We start from the raw sequence: 21,086 nt of genomic DNA, 5'->3' as shown, positions 1-21,086 counted from the left end.
CTTCGGTACGCTGTGCATCACGACTGCCCAAATGACTTGACGCCGTGTCGGATGGCCTTGCATGTTGACTACGCTTCCGCTCGCGCTCCAACTCCGTCCGTGTTGCACCAGGGTTGAAAAGTACCGTTCCCCGTCCAAATGGGTCAGGCGCATTGACATCACCTGTGACATAGACGGATGCGGCATAATATTCGTTAGTCAGGTTGCGACCATCAACAAATACTTTCCAATGCTTGCCATCATCCCAGCCTATTCGTGCCCCTAAGAGTACATATGGGCGAGCAGACAAAGTATTGGCAAAATCCACCCAGTTTGAACTGACGGCAGTGACATTGGGGCCGAAATAAAACCCGTGGGGATGTTGGTATAGCACCTCGAAACGTCCATTATGTTCGGGAATACCGGGTAAGCGGTTATTGCCTAATTTCGGGTCATTGTCAAATTCAAACCGGCTCCAGGTATAACTGCCACGCAACCTTATTTTGTCATTGTTAGTGATAATATCTAAGGGGATAGTGCTTTCCAAGCCTATTTCAAGTCCCGTATGGACTGTGTTTTTGGCGTTGGTGGTATTGAAATTGGTAAAGTTGGGGGGAATTGGCACCGTTAATATCTCATGGTTAAGCCATGCATGGTATACAGAAAAATCCCACTTTAATATTTCGTCGCCCCCGCGTGTGCCTATTTCCACTGTTGTGCCGGTTTGGCTGGTTAACTTTGGGGATTGGAATATATCTTTTAAATCAAGCAAGGGCGGTGGCTGGGAACTGCGGCTGACATTACCGTAGACTTGCACTTTAGGGTTAATTTGCCACGTAAAACCCATCTTTGGGTTAACGTTGAAAAAATCCTGGTCGGCTGGGCTTTTAAGTGCCGGCTCTAATTCAGGGAACTCGTGTTGAAAACTAACACTCCGGTAATTGATTTGGCCGCCAACAACCAAAGTAAAATCATCGGTCAAGTTTAATTGGTCTTGGATATAGGCTTCAATATTACGCCAATGATCGCGTTCATAAAACCGCAGTAAACCGGTACTGGCCGATGTGGGTTGGTATTCGCGGTCTTTAATCCATAACCATTGGGCTAACCCACCCCAAACAAGCCTATTTTGTAAGCCGAACAATTGGCCGTTAATTTGATGCCGCCAGGAAAATCCCGCATCTTGCCACAGGTCATAATAGAGACCGAAGTCCTGAAAAAAGTAGCGGTTATCTTTTCTGAAATTGTAGGCACTGACATCGAATTGGCCGCCGCCATTTAATCGTATAGTATGCTGTAAATCCACACGGTAAACCGGAAAGCCTGAAGGACGGTCATTGGGGTTGGCCAAGCTTTGATGGGGGTTCTCGTTTAATTGTTTTAACGTTAATGGAAACGGTTGATGGGAAGTTAATGTCTTGGATATCGACATGTAGCCGTGATTCATGGCTTTTATTCCAGCGGTAACCCAAGTTACCGTACCCATAAAATAATTTTTGGTCGCTGTTGCTCCGGTTACCGTTGGAATTGATATAGGAGAATGAACCATACGCATCCCAACCCTTGCCCAGTATACCGCCCGCACTGACCGTAGGATTTAGGTAACCATTAGTGCCCAACATCATGCCTACGGTAAAAGGATTAGCGGTATAACCGGTAGGGGTAATGAAATTGATTGCACCGCCCAAGTTGCTACTTCCGTACTCCATGGCATTGGCACCCCGATAGACCTCGACTTGTTTTATTGCGTTGAAACTTAATGTTTCGGTATCGGTAAACCCGTTCGCATTGGTAAACGGCATTCCGTTTCGTAAAAATTTGATCCCGCTGATTGGGACAATTTGAGAGTTGATATCAGAACCACGCATTGAAATACGCGACCCGCCAGCGATACCTGCTTGTGAATCACCGACATAGATGCCTGGGTTATAGGCAAACGCATCATTGACAGAAACGGCTGCGCCTTCTTTGATACTTTTACCGTCAATTAAATCTGTGCCACCTGGCACTTCATGGAGGTTTGCTTGGGATTCTTCAAAAGTCGGGAGGGTAAGGCTTAAGTCTGTAGGCGAGGCGAAAACTGTTAATGGCTCTAGTTCAATAATATTCTCTTACTGCTTAATTACTTGATTTAACTTAGTTTCTGCGATTTTTTGTGGTTTTTGAAGTTGAGCTTTAGCCAGTTTTTTTTCTGAGGGGCTGATATTTGTACCTTCATTCCCTTTTACGACAGAGGAAATTAACATTAAGAAACATGCAGTCAAGCAAATGGGAATCACATTTTTATCAATCGAGGACTGCTGGGATGCATTCATACAGCCTCCTTCCCGTATCACACAGGACATGCCATTAATTATTCTTAGTTATTGAAGCACGCTTAAATAATATCGAATTCGAACTTAAATGAAAACTTTCTTTTACTTGTATTAATGAAGCCTAAACCCAAGAGCACAACCAACAACAAATCTCGGAGCCGATAATCTGTTATCGGGAAAGTTTTTTCCAGTTCATTGCAAATCACATCTTATCTTGTCCGTAATTTACGGGACATACAACTTAAAAAAATTAATTTAAGCTTGAGCCTAATATGTTAAATGAAAAAATGTTCAGAAATTATTGTTATTTCTTGTTAGGCCTCTGAACACAACCATTATAAGTGCATCAATTTCGGCCTTTCGCGTTTTGGCCCGCTGGGTTTACTAGCGGTTTTGATATTGTTGATAAATGAGGTGTGTTATGACTAGATATGCTCTGACGATTAATGGGTTGTGGTGTAGAACCGAAAGCGTTGATGACCCTCTAGATTTTGATGGGTTTAGCAATGAAGTCTTTTTTGCTGTGAATACTAGGAAAGTTGATCAGAATGGAAATGTACTTGAGACCTTAAACAGTGAAAGTGCTATTTTAGGCGACACTTGGCGGTTTCCTAATCGCGTGCAGGCAGGAACAAGGCGTCCTAGTGGCGGCATCCAAACTGGCGACCGTTTTCCATCACAAACGCCATGGTTCCGAGATGTGGATTTACCACTAAATGTCGATAGGGTTCCCCCTTTTTTGATTTGGGAGGGTGAGCTTGACGAAACGTCACCCATGTACATGATTACTCCAACGATTTGGGAGTGGGATTTAGGGCCAAATATCTTAGATGCTTTCATCAACTGGCAGGTTGGCGTAGATGCGAAGTACGGAAAGCGCGCGAAAGATATCTTTGGGGGGATATGGCCGGTCAGTAAACCGGTTTTTGATGCGGTATCCCTTGGAATCGAAACTGTTGGATCAATGTTCGGCCCCTGGTCGCTCTTCCCCCCAGCGGTATCAAGGCCAATCGGTTTGCAGCGTGATCCCAATGATGCGCTAGGAACAACTTTCAACCCAGTTACTATAGCTCTAAATCATCAGACTGCTGAATTCCTTAGTTCAGAGAATGCCCAAGGCCTTGGTTTAGGAATAAGAGATATTCTATATAAAGACGATCCGTCCCTTCATGGCTCTTTCTCGATCTTTATTCAAATAGAAAAATTGAATAATAATGTTAACGTTGAGATGCAAGAAGGTTGGCGTTACTGCAACAAATGTCAAGGGCTCTTCTTCGCGCCAGAGGATGCAAATGTGTCCAATTCCCGCTGCCCATCCGGTGGCACGCATGCGCCACTAACACAGAGCGGAAGTGGCAATTATAGCCTGTTTCACAACGCCACGGCGGATCCCAGCAGACAAGACCAATGGCGCTGGTGTAATAAGTGCCAAGGCCTTTTCTTTGGTCCGCAGTCAGAAGCATCTGTCTGTCCAGCTGGTGGGACACACACCCACCCGGCAATTAGCAGAAGCGGCAACTACGGGCTACCTCACAATGTCCGCGAGGATTCCAGCAGACAAGACCAATGGCGCTGGTGTAATAAGTGCCAAGGCCTTTTCTTTGGTCCACAGTCAGAAGTATCTGTCTGTCCAGCTGGTGGGACACACACCCACCCGGCAATTAGCAGAAGTGGCAACTACGGTCTACCCCATCGTCCGCGTTAACGGCGTTTAATTCAGCTATTAACATAATGGCGGAAAGCACCAGAGGTACCACCGTATGAATAATAGCGAATATCGCCTAACGAAACAAACAAGCCGGCCAGTTTCGTAAACTATATATATCAAAATCGAACTTGAAGGCCAAATAATAATTAAAAAAACGCAAGCGTAGAAAAGTTAGATAGATAAAATCTACGAAGGAACCAGAGGGGCTGAAAAATGGCTAAAAATATTGTTATTTGCTCAGATGGAACCGGTAACACCTTTGCCAAACAGATTTCAAATGTTACTCGTTTGATCAAATCAGTGAGACTGGATAATCCTGTTAAGCAAGTTGTTTGTTATGACCAAGGCATTGGTACCAATCCCAAATTGGTGGAAAAAGTCAAAGCCTTCAAGAAGGAACCTGGAGTCAAAAGGGATGGCCTGATTATCCTTCCAAAACCAACGTATAAATACATCGAGCCAATATCCCGTTTAGGCGGGTTATTAGTTGGCACTGGATTTCCTGATAACCTAAAAGAAATGTATCAGGAACTTGCCAAGCTATATGAAGGCGAGCAGGATCAAATTTATCTGTTTGGCTTCAGCCGAGGTGCCTTTACCGTTCGCGCCCTTGCCGGATTAGTATATCGATGCGGCTTGCCGTCACAACAAATAGCTGACAACTCTATCGATTTTGATAAATTTTTCGCAACGGCTTATAAACTGTATGAGCCGCACAGTAATGACGAAGCCAATAAAAAACTTATTCAAGAGTATAAAGACCGTTATCAAGTACGGGAATGCCAAATTCATTTTCTAGGAATATGGGATACGGTCAAATCTTACGGCGGAGTTGACCCCATTAGTTTGCCTCATCTAAGACATAATCCAATCGTTAAAAAAATCTGTCATGCCTTGGCTATTCACGAACACCGGGCATGGTTTGTCCATACAACTTGGGGTTGGTTAGACTGCGATCTTAAAAACCAAAGTTGTATTGAGCCGGATGGATTTGACAATCGTTTTCAAGAGCAAGAAATCAAGGAAGTTTGGTTTCGCGGCTATCATTCAGATGTTGGCGGCGGTGACGATGAAGAACGCACGGCTGAAGTTCCACTGAGATGGATGTTAAGGGAAGCCAGTAATTCAGGCCTACTATTAAATGAAACAGGTCAAAGCATAATTTTATCCGAAGACTCAAAGGCAGATTCTTTATTGGAATTGCACGAATCTCGTTCCAAAGGTTGGCCTATCAGTGATTATATTCCACGCCGTGTATTAAACAACGAAAATCGGGCTTCTGATTGTGGCCCGACGAAGAAACTAACCTGTAAGCCATCGGGTACTAGACCTCTTGATAAATTTAGGCGAAAGGGTTTCATCTGTCTACATTCAAGCGTGGGTAGCGATTTAGGCTTGCAAAATGTTTATCATGAAAATATGACATTTTTTCCGCACAAAGGTTGGCAATAGATAAAATTTGTGGATTCTTATCCCGAATTTTCGGAAAAAAAATTATTTTAAAGAGTGAGAAAATGTGACAGTTTTGCTAGATACGTGTTTCTAAAAATTCATTGAGGGTCTGCTTAGGATTTTTTTATATTTTCTACTGAGAGACCGCAGTGGGTCGATTGTCACGTTCATCAAAATGAAAAAATCAATTTTTTAAATGGCCGGTATGGAGGATTCCATTTAGAAATATATATCTCACAAAATGATGGTACAGGACTCAATTATCGAGGATGATGAATAAAATATCTTTTTATAAATCATAAAATATATTAATATGAGTTATAAAAGTTACGGATATAACTCATGGCTTGGAACTGGCAACAACCCGATTGGCCTCATTTTAGTTACGAAGAAATACCTCTCGTTGGTTATGACAACAGGCTATTGCTTGGTGCAGGCCTGTTGTTTGGCGCCTTCAAGCATCTTGACGAAGAAGAAAAAAATCTGTTAACCATCGAACTTATCAGCAATGAAGCTTTAAAAACCTCTGAAATTGAGGGTGAATATTTGGATCGTGATAGCCTGCAGTCATCCATCCGCCGCCAATTCGGATTAGTATCTGATAACCGTAAGATTCCACCTGCCGAACAAGGTATTGCGCAGGTCATGGTGGATTTGTATCAGGGTTTTTTATCGCCGCTATCTCACGCCACGCTGTTCAATTGGCACACCATGTTGACTAATGGCAGGCGTGACCTCAATGACATCGGGCGATACAGAACCCATCAAGAGCCTATGCAGATAGTATCTGGGCCAATTCATTCGCCCAAAATACATTATGAAGCACCGCCATCGACCCAAGTCATGGCAGAAATGAATAGGTTTATTACTTGGTTTAATGAGACAGTACCCAACGGAAAATCACCCTTACCCGCCTTAGTGCGAGCCGGTATCGCCCACCTTTATTTTGAGAGCATCCATCCTTTTGAGGACGGCAATGGCCGTATCGGTCGGGCTATTGCCGAGAAAGCCTTGGCGCAGTGTTTGGGGCAACCTACGCTTATTGCTATTGCCCACACCATAGAGCGGAACAAGAAGGTTTATTACACCGCTCTTGAACAAGCCAACAAAAACAATGAAATTACAGCCTGGTTAATCTATTTTGCGGATACCGTATTAAGCGCGCAAAGCTATACCCAAGTCAGGCTTGAATTTCTGATAAAAAAAGCCAAACTGTATGACCGTTTGAGAGGACAACTCAACGTCCGCCAGGAGAAGGTATTGTCTAGAATGTTCCGAGAAGGCCCGGAAGGATTCAAAGGCGGGTTAAGTGCAGAAAAATACCTGAGTATTACCGGTACAACCCGTCCGACAGCAACTCGCGACTTGCAAGATTTGGTGATGAAGGGGGCATTGTTAAGAATAGGGGAACGTAAACATACCCGGTATTCCCTTAATCTTGAAAGTTAAAAAATGAATTTAACTTATTGAATTTATGATAGTAATATTAGCTACTCCATAGCCGACATTGGCTCATATCAACCATTTTGGGAAGATCGGCCAAGAGCAGTCCATCGCCAAATAGATTACAAGCAACAAATTCCCACCTAAGCAGAAGTTTAAGAGGATGTTTAGCCCACATATTTCATGAGCCATTCAAAGTTTCAGCAAGATGGTCAGAAAATTTGAATCCGGTGTGTTCTGCCGACAAATGGAGGCCATAAGCCTGTATTGAAAGGTATTTACCATTTTTCAGGCGAGCTTGCCCTTGCCCCCTTGTTTAACGTGCCGGGAACAGCACACTATTGGGTCAATCAGGGCATAGTTTTTGGCAGACCGATTGAAACAACATTTGATAAGGATAACTGCTGCTGAGTAACAGCCGGATTTGCCGGGTATTGCGGATCACCACGGCGCCGACCTTAAAAAGTTTCAGCCGAATTGTGCCGCAAGTTGCGTGTGCCAGTTCGGTATGTCCTGCGAATAGCCGCCATCAGCGTATAAGCCAGCGTCGACAATAGCAACCGGAATTGGTTTGGCCACCATAGGCTGCAGCTGGTGCGGTCGGCAAACAAGTCCAACTGCTGCTCTTTGATCCGGTTTTCCATCTCGCCCCGGGCGCAATAGACCTTTTCGTAAAGGTGTTGCGAGTCGCCCGACAAATTGGTGACGATATAGCGTGGATTGCTGCCTTGGCTCATGTGTTCGGCTTTGAGGATAACCCGGCGTTGGCGCTTCCATGTTCCTGCTTGGTAGTGCAGTTCGGTAAACAGGCGTTGTTTTTGTTGCTGGGCTTCAAATTGGCTCTTGGCCTGATCTGCCCAGGGTTGGCTTAACCGGTTAAGGCGCGGGTTTTGGGCCAATCCGACAATATAACTGACACCATTGCGCTCGCACCAGCCCAACATTTTATGCCGACAAAAGCCGCTGTCCCCACGCAACGTAATCGAAACGTCAGGCCAAGCAGGCGCAAGCGTTTGGCCAACAGCGCCCAACTGTGTTTGGCACCGTCAATATTGCTGGGACGTAAATAACTCAACAGACACTGATCGCCACAAAAGACATAGAGCGGCAGAAAACAATAATGCCGGTAATAACCATGAAAAAACCGGCCTTCCTGCTGCCCATGCACCAGGTCGTCAGTAGCGTCAAAGTCGAGGATTAAGGATTCCGGCGGCGCGGGAAAAGAGTCGACAAACTGTTCCAGCGATTGCTCATGGAGTCGCCACATGAGCATTCGATCCGCCTGTTGTTCAAATAGGCACAAGGTTGAACGGCTACCCAAAACCTGATCCTTTTCGACCGCGGTCTGGAAGGCAATATCGTTGCCCAAGGTATCGTGGTCATTTAAATCTTCGTAACCACACGCCAACCCATAAACCCGTTGCCGTAGCAAATCAACCACCTGATGTTGGATTCTGTCCGGATCCCTCGGGTCACTGATCAGCGCAGCAACCTGTGCGGTCAGTTTTAAACGCTGATCAATGCTCCTCAATAGCAACACACCGCCGTCACTGGTGATAGCTCCGCCACTGAATCGGGCTTCGATTTTTCGGCGTTTAAAAGCTGGAAATTCTATTTTGGTTGCGGTACAGTTTGTCACGGGCAAGTCCTTGTTCATATTCAATGTAAGCAACTGAATTTTATAGAACTCTACAGGATTTGTCCGCTTTTTTCATGGGATATTCGGGTTAGGCTTAAATATAGATCATTGGTTGCTAAAGATGACGCTTTGTAGTGTTCGCGAAATTGGGTCAAACTCAAAACCCATTTGCCAAGTTTTTAATCCCAGTGTTTTGGAACTTCCTTTCTCAAATATCAAAATACCCGCTAATGCTTCGCGCCTTCAATCACTCGTGGATTGAGGGAAGATAAAAACCGCAGCAGGGTTTTGTTTGATGCCTCTGTATAACTTTGTGCTGTTTTGTCGTTTTCCGCACAACGGGCAATCATCAGCGTGCCGACAAGGCAGGCTACGGTCGTCACCGCTAGGTCTTTCCGATCAGAAGCGTTTTCGCATTCTAAGTGTTTTTCAAATACTCCTATCATTCCTTTAACGCCTGCGGCAAAACATTTTTTTGAGCCACCCACATACCGGGCTATTTCCGTGCCTAACGCCGCCGCAGGGCAGCCGAAGGCTGTGTCATTTAAATGTTTCTCAGAAAGATATAAATTGATCAAGGCCTGGATGGTAAGCTGGCCATCCGCCTGTTTTGCTATCGTTTCTTCCCAAGCGCACATGGAATTAGCAAACGCATCCGCAATGGCTTCAGTCAGTAGCGCTTCCTTCGATTCAAAGTGCTTGTAAAAGCCGCCGTGCGTCAGTCCGGCTTTGTCCATGACTTCGGCGACACTCACCCCATCAACACCACGTTCCCTGAATAAGGCGGAAGCCGATTTGACAATTTGTTGACGCGTTTCAGCGGTTTGTTGTTTGGTACGCCGCATAGATTAATTTCCTATTGACATTTATAGATGACAAGTATAATCTTTATTTAGATGTTATACATCATCTAAATAAAAGGATGCTTTATGTCTTGTCTTCAAGACGCCATAACTGGGCAGCTTACAATCAGGTTTATGTTGTATTTCACGGATAACAATATGATAAATATATGAAAAACATGCTTATAGTTATTTTGGGTTTGTTAGGTTTAATCGCACAGCCAGTCTGGTCTGGGGACGTTAAACCTTATGAAATTTTAAAAAAAGTAGAAGTTGCGCCCGGCAATATTACGGTTACCGTGGATGGTCGGATGATTGTCAGCCTTCACCAATTTTATCAGCCTAAATTTTCAGTTGCGGAGGTGAGCAAAGATGGAAATTTAACACCGTTCCCTAACCAGGAGTTAAATGACCGATATCAATTAAGCCAAAAAGTGCGCTTAGATTCCGTGCTGGGCATCCGTTCGGATAGCCGTGGCATTGTTTGGATGTTGGATAACGGGATGCGTAGCAATGTCGTACCCAAGCTGGTTGCTTGGGATAGCCGCCTGAATAAGCTGCATCAGGTGATCGAACTGCCGATTCCGGTGTCGGTGAAAGGCAGTTTTGTGAATGATTTTGCCATCGACGAGCAACGCCAACGCATTTACATCGCTGATCCGGCCAATGGCAAAGATGCCGCGTTCATTGTCGTTGACTTAAACACAAAATCGGCACGGCGGGTGCTGCAAGGCCATTCAAGTGTCACACCAGAGCCGATCTATCTCAAGGTTGAAGGCAGGCAGGTTGCCATCAAGAACGACGACGGCACTCTCATAAAACCGACGATTGGCGTCAATCCCATTGCCTTGGATCATAACAATGAGTGGCTATATTTCGGCGCGATGTCAGGGACGAGCTTATACCGGATTAAGGCGCAAGAACTGGCCAACCTTAAAGCGCAAGATTCCGAATTGGCTAGCCATGTCGAACGCTATAGTGACAAGCCGCTCTGTGACGGCATCACCATAGACCAAGCCAATAACATCTACTTAGGTGAATTGGCGGCGAATGCTATCGGGGTTATTTCGCCTGACCGTCAATATAAGCACTTGGCTGAGTCCAAAGAACTGGCTTGGGTGGATTCGTTCAGTTTTGGTGCTGGTCGGGAGTTATTTGCCGTAGTCAACCAACTGCACCGGTCAGCAGTGCTGAATGCAGGCGAGAAGACTGCAAAGCCGCCCTTTTTAATACTCAAAATAAACGCCTTGAATGCAGGTGTCCCAGGCCATTAACAATAATTATTCAAACTTTGTATTCGTAACTAATTTAACTCAATGAGGTGACAACATGGTTTCTCAATCCATAACTATCAGTAAAGCCGCTGAAATTGCAAGGATTTCACGAATTTTCGATTTTCTCTTATTGGTTCCGATTTTGTTGGTCATCATCGGCACTTACCACTTGTCGATGATCTTGACCGTGGGTGATTGGGATTTCTGGCTGGACTGGAAAGACCGACAATGGTGGCCAATAGTCACGCCGCTGATGGGCATCAGCTTTCCGGCGGCTATCCAGTATGGCTTATGGAAACATCTGCGCTTGCCGATTGGGGCGACAGTTTGCACGGTTTGTTTGTTGCTCGGGATGGCTATTACCCGCTGGTTTGCCTACCATCTCTGGACGAATTACCCCATTAACCTGGTGTTACCGGCAACGCTGATTCCGGGTGCCTTATTGCTTGATTTTGTCTTGCTGACCAGCCGCAGCTTTTTTGTCACGGCCATATTAGGCGGCATGTTGTTCGGTGCCGTGTTTTACCCTGCCAATTGGGCGATCTTTGCGCCTTTCCACCAGCCTGTGGAATATAACGGTTCGTTGATGACCTTGGCCGATGTGTCGGGTTACAGCTATATCCGCCCGGGTGTGCCGGAATATCTCCGCATCATCGAACGGGGTGTGCTGCGTACTTACGACACCTATGCAACACCGCTGTCCGCATTTTGTGCCGCCGTGCTTGCCGTACCGCTGTATGGGTTATGGTCGTATATCGGCAAGCTGTTTTCGACCACCCGCTTTATCGACAAGTTTTGATCCCAAGCTTTAACCAAGGATAACACTATGAACATGATAACCAAGCGAATCATTAAATTTGGGGTTTTTGCCCTATTGCTGTTCAGCCCCGAACTCTTTGCCCACGGCGAACGCGCACTGGAACCCTTCATACGGATGCGGACTATCCAATGGTACGACATCCAATGGTCGAAGAACGCGGTGGATGTAAACCAAGAAATCGTCTTGAGCGGACGGTTTCATGTAGCGGAGGATTGGCCGAACTCGATGGTGAAACCGGATTCCGCTTTCCTTAATTTGGCGATACCCACGCCGGTATTGGTACGTACCGCCACCTACATCAATGGGGCTATCGTAAATAACTCGATGGCCTTAAAGCTGGGTGGCGATTATGACTTCAAGTTGGTGCTTAAAGGACGGGTGCCAGGGCGTTATCACATCCATCCCATGATGAACTTGCGGGACATCGGCGTGATTGTGGGGCCAGGGATGTGGATAGACGTGCAAGGTGCGGCGGCGGATTTCAAGAATCCGGTCACAACCCTGGCTGGCGAAACCGTCGATTTGGAAACTTACGGCACTGCCAATGGCATAATGTGGCATTTGGTCTGGCTGGGAATAGCCGCTATATGGTTGCTATGGTGGCTACGTCGGCCAATGTTTATTCCGCGCTACAAACAAACCCTTGCCGGTGATGAAGACACTTTAATTACGCCTTTGGACCGTAAAGTGGGCGGCTTCGGCATTATCGGCACATTAGTGTTGATAACCATCTCTTTTGTCCAAGCCGACCAGAAATATCCAGAAAGCATCCCGTTGCAAACAGGCCGCACAGAAATTGAGCCGCTGCCGATGAAACACGATGTCGTTGTCAAAACAAAACGGGCGACTTATGTGGTCGCGCAGCGTTCCTTACAACTTACAATGGAAGTCACCAATAAGTCCGATAAGCCAGTCGAACTGGGTGAACTCAATTCGGCAACTTTACGGTTTTTTAATCCGGCGTTGCAGCGTTTTGACAGCAACTATCCCAAAGAGCTTGCGGTCGAAAAAGGCCTTGATGTGCAACCCAACTCCCCCATTGCCCCAGGAACAACGACTACGCTCACGATTAACGCGAGCGATGTCGCTTGGCACAATCAAAAACTGGCCAGCATCACCAAAGACACCGACAGCAATTTCGGGGCGATGTTGTTTTTCTATGACAACGCAGGCGAACGCTATTTAGCCAGTATAACTGCGCCTGTCATACCTGACTTCGGCACTAATTAATCTAACCCTAAAATAGAGGTGAATCATGTCAACCCAAGCATCAGAAATAAAAGCCAATTTATCTGCCAACCCTAATCAATATTGGTACTTGCGGGATGGTTACAAATACGGCCTTGCCCTTTTCGCTGTGTGCGCCATGTATGTCGGCATACGGCTGTACCAGGGCGCTTATGCGATGGATACCGGATTGGATTCAACCATGCCGATATTCGACGTCTATTGGCGAAGGTTGTTTTATATAGAAATCACGCTGGAGGTTATTTTAGCAATGGCAATCGCAAGCTACCTTTGGCTTACACGCGACAAGCAAATGCAAGCCTTGTCAACCCGTGAAGAAATCACACGTTATTTTACCTTCATCATGTGGGGTGGAGTTTACGGCATGGCGGTGTATTGGGCGGGCAGTTATTTTGGCGAACAGGACAATGCGTGGCACCAGGCCGCCGTACGTGACACGCCGTTCACCCCTAACCATATTGTGGTGTTTTACCTGGGCTTTCCACTTTATACCATTTTGGGTATGGGGCTTTGGTTGTATGCACGGACAAGGCTGCCGTTGTACGAGAAAAAAATATCGGTGCCGTTAACGCTGGCTGTCGTCGGCCCGTTCATGCTCTTGCCGTCAGTCGGTTACAACGAATGGGGGCATACCTTCTGGTTTCGGGAGGAACTCTTCGCTTCGCCCGTGCATTACGGTTTCGTGATTTCAGTCTGGTTCGCCTTGGCACTAGAAGGAACGATCCTACAAATCATCGCACGTATGTCGGTGTTGCTGGACAAATTTGCGCTGGAAAACCAGTAAGGTTGATTCTCTCATTCGGTGAGGGAATGGTCATCTTGAGACCGATTTTACGTTGAATGCCCAACCTTGTTATTACGTTACAGATGTTGAATAAGCGTCAAAGGAGAATAAGTGTCAATTCTATCAGCAAATCCTGAACGCCCAATTTTCAAAGAGTTGCTTGCAAAATATCCGCGTCGGGGCATTTTGTTGTTCAAGCTATTAGAGGACAGCAAAAGTAAGGGCTCTGCGTTAAATAAAGGGGTACAGGAAATGGTCATTACGTATGTCTCAGCATTGAATGCCCCAGATTCCGGTGGTTTAACCCTTGAGGAATTTGCATCTGATGTGGATGTTGATGGGCAGGACATCAATCAATCGAATGCAAGCAAGAAAAAAACCTTAACACTTGGGAAATTAACGCCAATATTGACGTTTATAAAAAAACTGACGTTAACCCCAGGGCAGATTAATGATGCCGATGTTGAGCCAATTTTTGCGGTGGGCTGGAGTGAACGCGATGTTCTCGACTTGGTTTGTTTATGTTCGGTCGTAAATTGCATTAACCGCCTAGCGATGGGTGCCGGACTTGATCGAAAATTGAGTATTGGATGACGCATCCTTACTCTATCACCTAATCAATTTCAAGCACCCGTGAATATTTTAAGCAATCAAATCATTTTATATCAATCTTTTTAAGGAATGACTTATGAAACTCGATGACAAAACCATCTTTGTGACCGGCTCTAATCGTGGCCTTGGTAAAGCCCTTGTTGAAGCCTTGCTCAAACAACCTGTCAAGAAAATATATGCGGCGGCACGCCGGATTGAAGATTTACCAACCTTCAACGATAGACGGGTAGTGCCTATCAAACTGGATATTGGCGACCCTAAACAAATCCAGGAAGCGGTAACACAAGCACAGGATATTGATATGTTGATTAACAATGCCGGGGTATTGTCATACGCAGGCGTGGTGTCGGGAGAAAGCTGCCTTCTTAAACAGGATATGGAAGTCAATTATTTTGGCACATTGAATGATAGTGCCGCTATTTTTGCGAAAGATTTTTCCGGGCTCCTGCTCGAAAAATCGGCAAAAATTATTTATGCCCCGTGGGTACGCGGCAGCCCCAGCCGTCCTGCTACCCTCGTTTTATGCCCAGCAAGGGGCATAAAACTCGTTGCGCAATGACTCGACGCGATTTCGGAATGCTTTGCAATTCCACTCCGCAAACTGCGCTACGTGGAATCGCCCAGCCCTATCGCTTCTGGGGACTAAAAATCTTCACTCCGCTAGCGCTACGTTTCCAAGATTTTCAGCGTCTGTCCCGAAGCTTTATTCCCGTGCTCGAAAAACAAGGCGGGGGTGCCATTGTTAATCTACTTTCCGTACTTAGCCTTGCCAGCATGGCAGGTGTCGCGGGCTACAGCGCTTCTAAAGCGGCACTTTTCTCAGCGACCCAGGCGATGCGTACAGAATTAAAAACCAAAAACATTTCGGTGCATGGCGTTTTTCCTGGGCCTATTGATACTGACATGGCTAAAGGATTGGACATGCCGAAAACAAGCGCACAGGTCACTGCCGAAAACATTGTTGCAGGTATTATTGCCGACCAGGAAGATATTTTTCCAGATCCGACTTCTTTGCAGGTAAGCGAAGTATGGGCGAAAAACCCCAAGGCACTGGAACGCCAATTTGTGGGCATGTAAATTTTAACTGACAACGGAGAACATTATGCCAATTGATATGCACCAAGCCTCAATACCCGTATTCGTCAAAATGCTGGGCAACCTGTCGGCAATACTCGAAAAAGGCGATGCCCACGCAAAAGCGAAAAACATAGACCCGACAGTATTCATAAATTACCGACTGGCACCGGATATGTACCCACTGAGCAAGCAAGTCCAAATAGCCACAGATATGGCCAAAGGTTGCGCTGCCCGTTTGGCTGGGTTGGAAGTGCCCAGTTATGAAGACAATGAGGCCACGTTTGCCGACTTACAAACGCGCATTGCCAAGACCATTGCTTTTGTCCAAAGCTTAACCCCGGAACAAATCAAGGGCAGCGAGGACCTTGCCATCACTTTTAAAATACGCGGAATTGATAGAGATTTTATTGGTTTGCCTTACCTGCTTAATTTTGTGCTACCCAATCTTTATTTCCATATCACCACCACTTACGCAATCTTGCGCCATAACGGGGTTGAACTAGGCAAACTGGATTATTTGGGCGGCTTTTGATATGGCTAGCGGCAGGTCAATTTAGGCATAATACCGCGTACGGCCGTAACCCCAGCGTAGGGCGCGGTTAGCCACACTGAACCCAAAGAAGCACCGGCGTTCCTGCGCGGCATAACCTGCCGCATGATTCCCATCATTGATGTATGCTTGCTTTCAGGAACAATTGAAAAATTGCTCCACAGACTGCAGTGGGTCGGACTGTCACATTCACTTTTAGCCAAAATTGAATTATTTGAATGTCGGGTATTGAGAATACTTTAATAGGCAATTGAGTCTAACGTACTCCCTCAACAAAAATGGAGTATGTGCCATGAACACAGAACTTATGCTTGATCCCCAATTCAACCCACAATCCCAGATTAAAATACAGAAATCAACTAAAGAGCCTTGGAACAAAGGCAAGCTGATGGGGCAGAAACCTCCCCTGAAATTGAAAGAAGTCTGGGAAATCCGAATCCGGCTTCAACTTGGCAAACGCTCCAGGGAACTTGCCTTGTTTAACCTGGCCATTGATAGCAAACTCCGTGGCTGTGACTTGGTTAAACTGAAAGTCCGTGATGTCGCCCATGGTGAACAGGCATCAAAACGGGCGATGGTCATGCAACAAAAAACCCATCAACCGGTACAATTCGAAATTACCGAACAAACCAGAACCGCAGTTACGGACTGGATAAAGCAAGCTAAACTCAAAAGCGAAGACTTCCTGTTTCCGAGTCGTATTCATGGTTCACCCCATATCACCACACGGCAATATGCACGGTTAGTGGAGAAATGGGTTGCCAGCATCGGGCTTAACCCTGCCGATTATGGAACCCATTCGTTTCGCAGGACAAAAGCATCATTGATTTACCGAAGGACTAAGAACCTCAGAGCGGTGCAATTGCTTTTAGGACATACCAAACTGGAAAGTACCGTGCGTTATTTGGGTATAGAGGTCGATGATGCCTTGGAAATGGCTGAACAAACGGAAGTATAATTTGCTGTAATTGTAAGTGACCAAATAACACTCGGTCACTTACATAGCAAGAAATTTAGATGTTTATTTCGAGCGGATAGGCTTTGTAAAGAAAAATTGACTAAAAGTATCATATGCTTCATTATAATAAAGCAAATGATACTTAAAGGGTCAAAATATGTTGCTCGTAACGCCAGAAAAAATCGCTTCCATAATGTCAATAATCCCAGTTCCCCATACTTTCGCCGAACTGGATAAGTTGGTGTCCCTTGGTTTGCCCAAGCATGCGTTGAAAGCCATTGTGGACAATGTTGGCAAGAATAGCGAGGAGCGCAAACAACTTTTGTACCGGATAATACCTGAAGCAACCTATAAGCGCCGCCGCGACAAATTAAGTGCCGAGGAATCAGAACGTACCGAACGCCTAGCCAGAATCTATGCGACAGCTCAATACGTCTGGAATACGGACAATGATGCCCGACAATTTTTACATACGCCGCATCCGCTATTACAAGATCAAGCCCCGCTGGATGTATCCCTGACTGAACTGGGTGCCCGCCGGGTCGAAGAATTGCTCTGGCAATTATATTATGGAATTGCTGCCTAGTGCAGTTATTCAGGATAGCTGACGAGCGGCATCCCATTTGGGATGGAACCGGAGCGGCACTGATTGGCGGTCGATGGAACAGCCCAGGAAAACCGGTTATCTATGGTTCTTTGACTTATTCTTGTGCATTGTTGGAAGTTCTGGCACACGCCAACATTGGGCGGATTCCTTCAACTCAACGCTATGTTATTGTGGTCGTGCCTGACGGTGTTTCAATTCAAATTGCTGATGAAAACAGCCTTCCTGAAGGGTGGGACTCTGAAAACAGCACCCCCGCTAGAGATTTTGGGGATCAATGGTTAAAGGAAGCGAAGTCAGCCATATTAATTGTGCCTTCAGTCGTTGCGAAATTGGATCGAAACGCATTAGTTAATCCAATTCATCCAGATGCCAAGAAATTGATTGTTTCAGAACCTAAGGAAGTCATTTGGGATAGGCGGTTATTCGAATAAGCAGAAAATGCATAGTTGGCTACAATGCAAATAAAAACAATAAGATAGAAAATTTATGGATACTTCTCTAAACCGGACTGTGGCTCATATCAACCATTTTTGAAAGATCGGCTATAAGCAGTAGTTGAAAGTTGTTAAATTAAAATCTTCGAGACTGCAAAAGCAGACCTACAAATATTTCAAGGCAATATTTCACAGAAAATGAATACCAAATTGGTTATAGTGAAACTGCTTTTGAATATGATCGTTTTTTGTCTCTTATTCCTTTATTTATCATTTCAGGTTCAAACTGGGACAAAACGCACTGCCCAACGGGTTGTTTATACCCTGATTGCCCGGTCTAGGGTGGCCTAGGCGCAGCTATCCTGTAGCCGCCAGCAAAGTCGCCCTGGCTTGGTACACGTTCGCCAAGGCCATCAGCGAAACACCTGCGCTGCGTTCTTGGCGAGCCCCTTGTAACGGGTCTTCCGGTAGCTGAACGGGCACTTGACGACGCGGAAGACATACTCCACTTTTGTCCTGACCGAGGCTGTTTCCTGTTCCGCTTGGTTTGCTCGCTGTAATATCCCTTGTCGCCGAACACCGCATGCTCATCCTCCCGGATGAGTTCGCCGATGACGCTGTTGTCATGGTCGTTCGCCGTGGTGATGCCGACGGCGTGGACAAGGCCGCTGTTGGCATTCACGCTGATGTGGGCTTTCATCCCGGAAGGCCAAGTGTTGCCTTTCTTGGTCGAACCCATCGCAGGGTCACGCGCCTTGGCTTGGTTCTTGGTCGAGGGTGGCGCGTGGATGATGGTCGCGTCAACGATGCTGCCGCCCGACAGCACAAGCCTTGCTCACCCAAGTACGCCTTGACCCCTTCAAAGAGGGCACTGGTCAGGTTGTGTTCCTCCAGCAAGTGCCGGAAATTTAAGATTGTGGTCTCGTCAGGGATCGCGTCCTCGCCCAGTTCTAGCCCTGCAAACCAGTGCTCGACGCCTTGTCATGTGCAAATGCTAATGAAAGTCGGCTAGCTGCAAAAGAAATTCAAAACCTTTCTCTTCGTCAGGCAAGACTAGTAGTGCTAAGTGCGTGTCAAACGGGGTTAGGCAAGATTGAAGACGCAGGCATCATAGGGTTGGCGCGTGCGTTCAAAATTGCAGGGGCTGGTGAAGTGGTGGTTAGTTTATGGAATGTTGACGATAAGGTTACCGCTGAATTAATGACAAGTTTTATCAAAATTTACTTGGAAGGCAAGAGTAATGCATCTGATGCATTAAGGGCATCTATGTTGTAAATTCGCACTAAATTAATGACTTAAGATTATGGGTGCCTTTTATTGTTTTTACTGAGAAAGGAACTGTTTCTGAACAAATTGTAAATAGCAGAAAAACTTATTTGTACTAGTCTCAATCTAACTTGGTAGGCACCCTAAAAATTCGGTAACTGTCCGATCAGGTTTGAGACTAGTACAACTTATTAAATACTTTGATAAGGCTTCCAACGCAGCCCCTCCAGCGTTAGGAATAATTCCTGACGTTAACCACATCCATCTCATTAATTGTTTTTCCGAGTTCAACCCCGGCATTAATGAATGATTTAATGGTTTCGACCTCATTGCCACGCGCTGAGATACTTAACAATTTTCAACCAATGCATTGAATTATTTGGCTTTGTCGGCCGCATTTTGTGAGAGTGCATTGTAGTCAACCTTGGCCGGTGGGTGTGCAAATTATTATGAAACTGTAATTTAAGTAATAGCTTTGTAGTCCAGCCATTGTAGTTTTTCTAATGCGGCTTGTGCATAAGTGAGTTTATTAGGGCCAATTTGGCCTAGAGTGGTAATTAGCGCGTCGGTAAAAATACCGCGCCCGCCTTTCTCCAATGCGCTAGTCCCGTCAGAAGCGGCAGTAAAAAATACCGCATCAGGCAATGAGCTAGCCACCCAGCCTGTCGCACTATCATCAATGCTCCGACTCACTGGTGAAGCCAGCCGTTTAGCTTTTTTTGCCTTAACCGGCGCAACATAGCGGGCGACAAAGCCTTCGTCGCCCCTTAAGGCAGTGCCGGAATTACAAGAATCTAAAAAGACAGAAATATGATGGGTTTTTGCGTAAAGTTGTTGTAGCAGTTGATAAAATTCATCATCGAGCATATCGCTGATGCCATCACTACGCGCATCATGAAAGACTAAAGTCTCATCCATTCTATCAGGTTCATCCTTATTGGTGTCCTCAGCTTGCGAGCCATGTCCGGCATAAAAAACAACCGCTTCATCTTTCTCTTGGGCACGATTAACCAGTGCTTCAGTAAAAAATTTTTTGAAATTAGCCGTGGTAGCATTTTCATTCAGCAAAACGCAGACATTTTCCTTAGGAAAACCATAACCTTTAGAATTAGTCAGTAAGCCATAGAAATGCTGGACATCGTTGGGTGGCCCCAGTAAATCAGGGATGTTTGGACTTTTATACTGTCCGACACCAATGAGTAATGCCAACCTGCGGATACCGTCTTTGGATTGCACGGCTTGTCCCACAGGACAAATCTCGCTTTGGCTAAGCTGGGCATGGCATGAGGTTTGGCTAAATAACAACCCGCAGAGTAAGGCAAAAGTAAGAATTAAATTTTGCGGGTGCGATTGTCTTAGGGCTAAAAAATAAGAGGGGAATAAGCGTGAATAATTAAAATTTAAACCTATTATCCCGCTTATTCTATTTAATCGTGTTAAATGGTTATCTACGCTTACAACCGAATTGTTTTGATGGTGTTCTATCATTTTAGCCCCCTCAGGAAAAATAGTCATTAGCTCGAATAATGGTTCCAAATTATGGTCATTTAACACGACAAATAGCGTAAAACTGTTCGTAGCATTTTTTGATACTAAGACCTTGTAGAATAAATAACAAGGTAATAATTCACATTCTTATTTGGGTGAAGCAATATTTTGATTCGGCCTTTTAATGTTTGAGCTGTTCGTACCCTTAGCGCACTTGTAGCCTCAAGGGCATAAATGATCTTTAGGTTGTAAAGACCAACGGGAATTAAAAAATCATAGGGTCGAATCAATAATTGCCTCTTTCTCCATTTTTTCAGCCTCTTCTTTTTAGCCTAGTTTAGAAAATTAACCTGAAGTAAAGGTAATTTTTCACTTGTAAATGATATATATAGGTGTATCGTTTTAACTAACTGTAAAAATCGGCAAATGGCGCACGAGGAGTAGAAGAGATAAATGAAAATATGGGGCTGGTAGTCCTTGGACGTTGTCGAGGAAGGAGTACACGGAAGCGTAACGCGAGTGGAGCGGTGTACGACGACCCCCGCGTAGCCGTAGGGGCCGGGCGTGTTGACGGAGTTGGAGCGCGAGCG

The 21,086-nt window shown here is 45.6% G+C and carries 23 protein-coding genes and 1 pseudogene; 16 read left to right on the top strand and 8 right to left on the bottom strand.

What is annotated here, in order from left to right:
* The 3 genes from ABL924_RS13515 to ABL924_RS13505 form a co-directional block, all read right to left on the bottom strand.
* Positions 1–1,330, bottom strand: a 1,330-nt coding sequence (locus ABL924_RS13515; RefSeq protein WP_349027621.1) for a TonB-dependent receptor, incomplete at its 3' end; no start/stop codon positions are given.
* Positions 1,314–1,988, bottom strand: coding sequence for a TonB-dependent receptor plug domain-containing protein (locus ABL924_RS13510; protein ID WP_349027620.1), 675 nt, complete (start codon positions 1,986–1,988; stop codon positions 1,314–1,316). The genes ABL924_RS13510 and ABL924_RS13515, both read right to left, overlap by 17 nt.
* A 102-nt stretch (positions 1,989–2,090) precedes the next feature.
* Positions 2,091–2,294 carry a hypothetical protein gene (locus tag ABL924_RS13505; protein WP_349027619.1) on the bottom strand — a complete coding sequence of 68 codons (204 nt, stop codon included), beginning with the start codon at positions 2,292–2,294 and terminating at the stop codon, positions 2,091–2,093.
* A 421-nt stretch (positions 2,295–2,715) separates the two neighbouring features.
* On the opposite strand from ABL924_RS13505, the gene ABL924_RS13500 reads away from it, so the two are divergent.
* The 3 genes from ABL924_RS13500 to ABL924_RS13490 all read left to right on the top strand — a co-directional run bounded on the left by ABL924_RS13500 (position 2,716) and on the right by ABL924_RS13490 (position 6,903).
* Positions 2,716–3,999 (top strand): hypothetical protein, encoded by a 1,284-nt coding sequence (locus tag ABL924_RS13500; protein WP_349027618.1) that lies wholly within the window; start codon positions 2,716–2,718, stop codon positions 3,997–3,999.
* 216 nt (positions 4,000–4,215) lie between these two features.
* Positions 4,216–5,454, top strand: a complete 1,239-nt coding sequence (locus ABL924_RS13495) for a DUF2235 domain-containing protein (RefSeq protein WP_349027617.1) — start codon at positions 4,216–4,218, stop codon at positions 5,452–5,454.
* A gap of 342 nt (positions 5,455–5,796) precedes the next feature.
* Positions 5,797–6,903 (top strand): Fic family protein, encoded by a 1,107-nt coding sequence (locus ABL924_RS13490; RefSeq protein WP_349027616.1) that lies wholly within the window; start codon positions 5,797–5,799, stop codon positions 6,901–6,903.
* 340 nt (positions 6,904–7,243) lie between these two features.
* Here ABL924_RS13490 and ABL924_RS13485 read toward each other — a convergent pair.
* Together ABL924_RS13485 and ABL924_RS13480 are read right to left on the bottom strand one after the other, a co-directional pair.
* Positions 7,244–8,554 (bottom strand): annotated as a pseudogene (locus tag ABL924_RS13485) (IS1380 family transposase).
* A 209-nt stretch (positions 8,555–8,763) separates the two neighbouring features.
* Complete coding sequence (locus ABL924_RS13480) at positions 8,764–9,381, bottom strand: TetR/AcrR family transcriptional regulator (protein WP_349027615.1); 618 nt, start codon at positions 9,379–9,381, stop codon at positions 8,764–8,766.
* Between the two features lie 167 nt (positions 9,382–9,548).
* Here ABL924_RS13480 and ABL924_RS13475 point away from each other — a divergent pair, with 167 nt between their 5' ends.
* The 8 genes from ABL924_RS13475 (at position 9,549) to ABL924_RS13440 (ending at position 15,725) form a co-directional block, all read left to right on the top strand.
* Positions 9,549–10,652, top strand: a complete 1,104-nt coding sequence (locus ABL924_RS13475; RefSeq protein WP_349027614.1) for an L-dopachrome tautomerase-related protein — start codon at positions 9,549–9,551, stop codon at positions 10,650–10,652.
* A gap of 55 nt (positions 10,653–10,707) precedes the next feature.
* Positions 10,708–11,451: a bacterial ammonia monooxygenase, subunit AmoA gene (amoA, locus tag ABL924_RS13470; RefSeq protein ID WP_349027613.1), complete on the top strand. Its 744-nt coding sequence runs from the start codon at positions 10,708–10,710 to the stop codon at positions 11,449–11,451.
* Between the two features lie 27 nt (positions 11,452–11,478).
* Positions 11,479–12,702 carry a bacterial ammonia monooxygenase, subunit AmoB gene (amoB, locus tag ABL924_RS13465; protein ID WP_349027612.1) on the top strand — a complete coding sequence of 408 codons (1,224 nt, stop codon included), beginning with the start codon at positions 11,479–11,481 and terminating at the stop codon, positions 12,700–12,702.
* 25 nt (positions 12,703–12,727) lie between these two features.
* Positions 12,728–13,504 carry a bacterial ammonia monooxygenase, subunit AmoC gene (gene amoC, locus ABL924_RS13460; protein WP_349027611.1) on the top strand — a complete coding sequence of 259 codons (777 nt, stop codon included), beginning with the start codon at positions 12,728–12,730 and terminating at the stop codon, positions 13,502–13,504.
* A gap of 111 nt (positions 13,505–13,615) precedes the next feature.
* Positions 13,616–14,098 carry a hypothetical protein gene (locus ABL924_RS13455; RefSeq protein WP_349027610.1) on the top strand — a complete coding sequence of 161 codons (483 nt, stop codon included), beginning with the start codon at positions 13,616–13,618 and terminating at the stop codon, positions 14,096–14,098.
* Between the two features lie 94 nt (positions 14,099–14,192).
* The gene (locus ABL924_RS13450) at positions 14,193–14,675 is read left to right on the top strand and encodes an SDR family NAD(P)-dependent oxidoreductase (RefSeq protein ID WP_349027609.1); all 483 of its coding nucleotides are present in this window, start codon (positions 14,193–14,195) and stop codon (positions 14,673–14,675) included.
* Entirely contained in the window at positions 14,672–15,193 is a 522-nt protein-coding gene (locus ABL924_RS13445; protein ID WP_349027608.1) for an SDR family NAD(P)-dependent oxidoreductase, read from the top strand. Before ABL924_RS13450 ends, ABL924_RS13445 begins: the two co-directional genes overlap by 4 nt.
* Before the next feature lie 25 nt (positions 15,194–15,218).
* Entirely contained in the window at positions 15,219–15,725 is a 507-nt protein-coding gene (locus ABL924_RS13440) for a DUF1993 family protein (RefSeq protein WP_349027607.1), read from the top strand.
* A gap of 5 nt (positions 15,726–15,730) precedes the next feature.
* Here the strand turns inward: ABL924_RS13440 and ABL924_RS13435 are convergent, their stop codons facing one another.
* Positions 15,731–15,862, bottom strand: a complete 132-nt coding sequence (locus ABL924_RS13435) for a hypothetical protein (RefSeq protein ID WP_349027606.1) — start codon at positions 15,860–15,862, stop codon at positions 15,731–15,733.
* Positions 15,863–16,035: 173 nt separating this feature from the next.
* Between ABL924_RS13435 and ABL924_RS13430 the strand changes: the two genes are divergently transcribed.
* The 3 genes from ABL924_RS13430 to ABL924_RS13420 all read left to right on the top strand — a co-directional run bounded on the left by ABL924_RS13430 (position 16,036) and on the right by ABL924_RS13420 (position 17,739).
* Entirely contained in the window at positions 16,036–16,701 is a 666-nt protein-coding gene (locus ABL924_RS13430; protein ID WP_349027605.1) for a tyrosine-type recombinase/integrase, read from the top strand.
* A 157-nt stretch (positions 16,702–16,858) separates the two neighbouring features.
* Positions 16,859–17,287, top strand: coding sequence for an antitoxin Xre/MbcA/ParS toxin-binding domain-containing protein (locus ABL924_RS13425; protein ID WP_349027604.1), 429 nt, complete (start codon positions 16,859–16,861; stop codon positions 17,285–17,287).
* Positions 17,287–17,739, top strand: a complete 453-nt coding sequence (locus ABL924_RS13420) for an RES domain-containing protein (RefSeq protein WP_349027603.1) — start codon at positions 17,287–17,289, stop codon at positions 17,737–17,739. Before ABL924_RS13425 ends, ABL924_RS13420 begins: the two co-directional genes overlap by 1 nt.
* Positions 17,740–18,099: 360 nt before the next feature.
* On the opposite strand, the gene ABL924_RS13415 is transcribed toward ABL924_RS13420, so the two are convergent.
* A complete protein-coding gene (locus ABL924_RS13415; protein ID WP_349027602.1) occupies positions 18,100–18,327 on the bottom strand; it encodes a hypothetical protein in 228 nt (75 codons plus the stop codon).
* 35 nt (positions 18,328–18,362) lie between these two features.
* On the opposite strand from ABL924_RS13415, the gene ABL924_RS13410 reads away from it, so the two are divergent.
* Positions 18,363–18,596, top strand: coding sequence for a hypothetical protein (locus ABL924_RS13410; protein WP_349027601.1), 234 nt, complete (start codon positions 18,363–18,365; stop codon positions 18,594–18,596).
* Positions 18,597–18,720: 124 nt separating this feature from the next.
* The gene (locus ABL924_RS13405) at positions 18,721–19,017 is read left to right on the top strand and encodes a CHAT domain-containing protein (protein WP_349027600.1); all 297 of its coding nucleotides are present in this window, start codon (positions 18,721–18,723) and stop codon (positions 19,015–19,017) included.
* Positions 19,018–19,470: 453 nt separating this feature from the next.
* On the opposite strand, the gene ABL924_RS13400 is transcribed toward ABL924_RS13405, so the two are convergent.
* Positions 19,471–20,496 (bottom strand): caspase family protein, encoded by a 1,026-nt coding sequence (locus ABL924_RS13400; protein ID WP_349027599.1) that lies wholly within the window; start codon positions 20,494–20,496, stop codon positions 19,471–19,473.
* Between the last annotated feature and the right edge of the window lie 590 nt (positions 20,497–21,086).

This window comes from Methyloglobulus sp. (assembly GCF_040079455.1).
GTDB lineage: Bacteria > Pseudomonadota > Gammaproteobacteria > Methylococcales > Methylomonadaceae > Methyloglobulus.
This window is presented reverse-complemented; position numbering and strand designations above follow the sequence as displayed.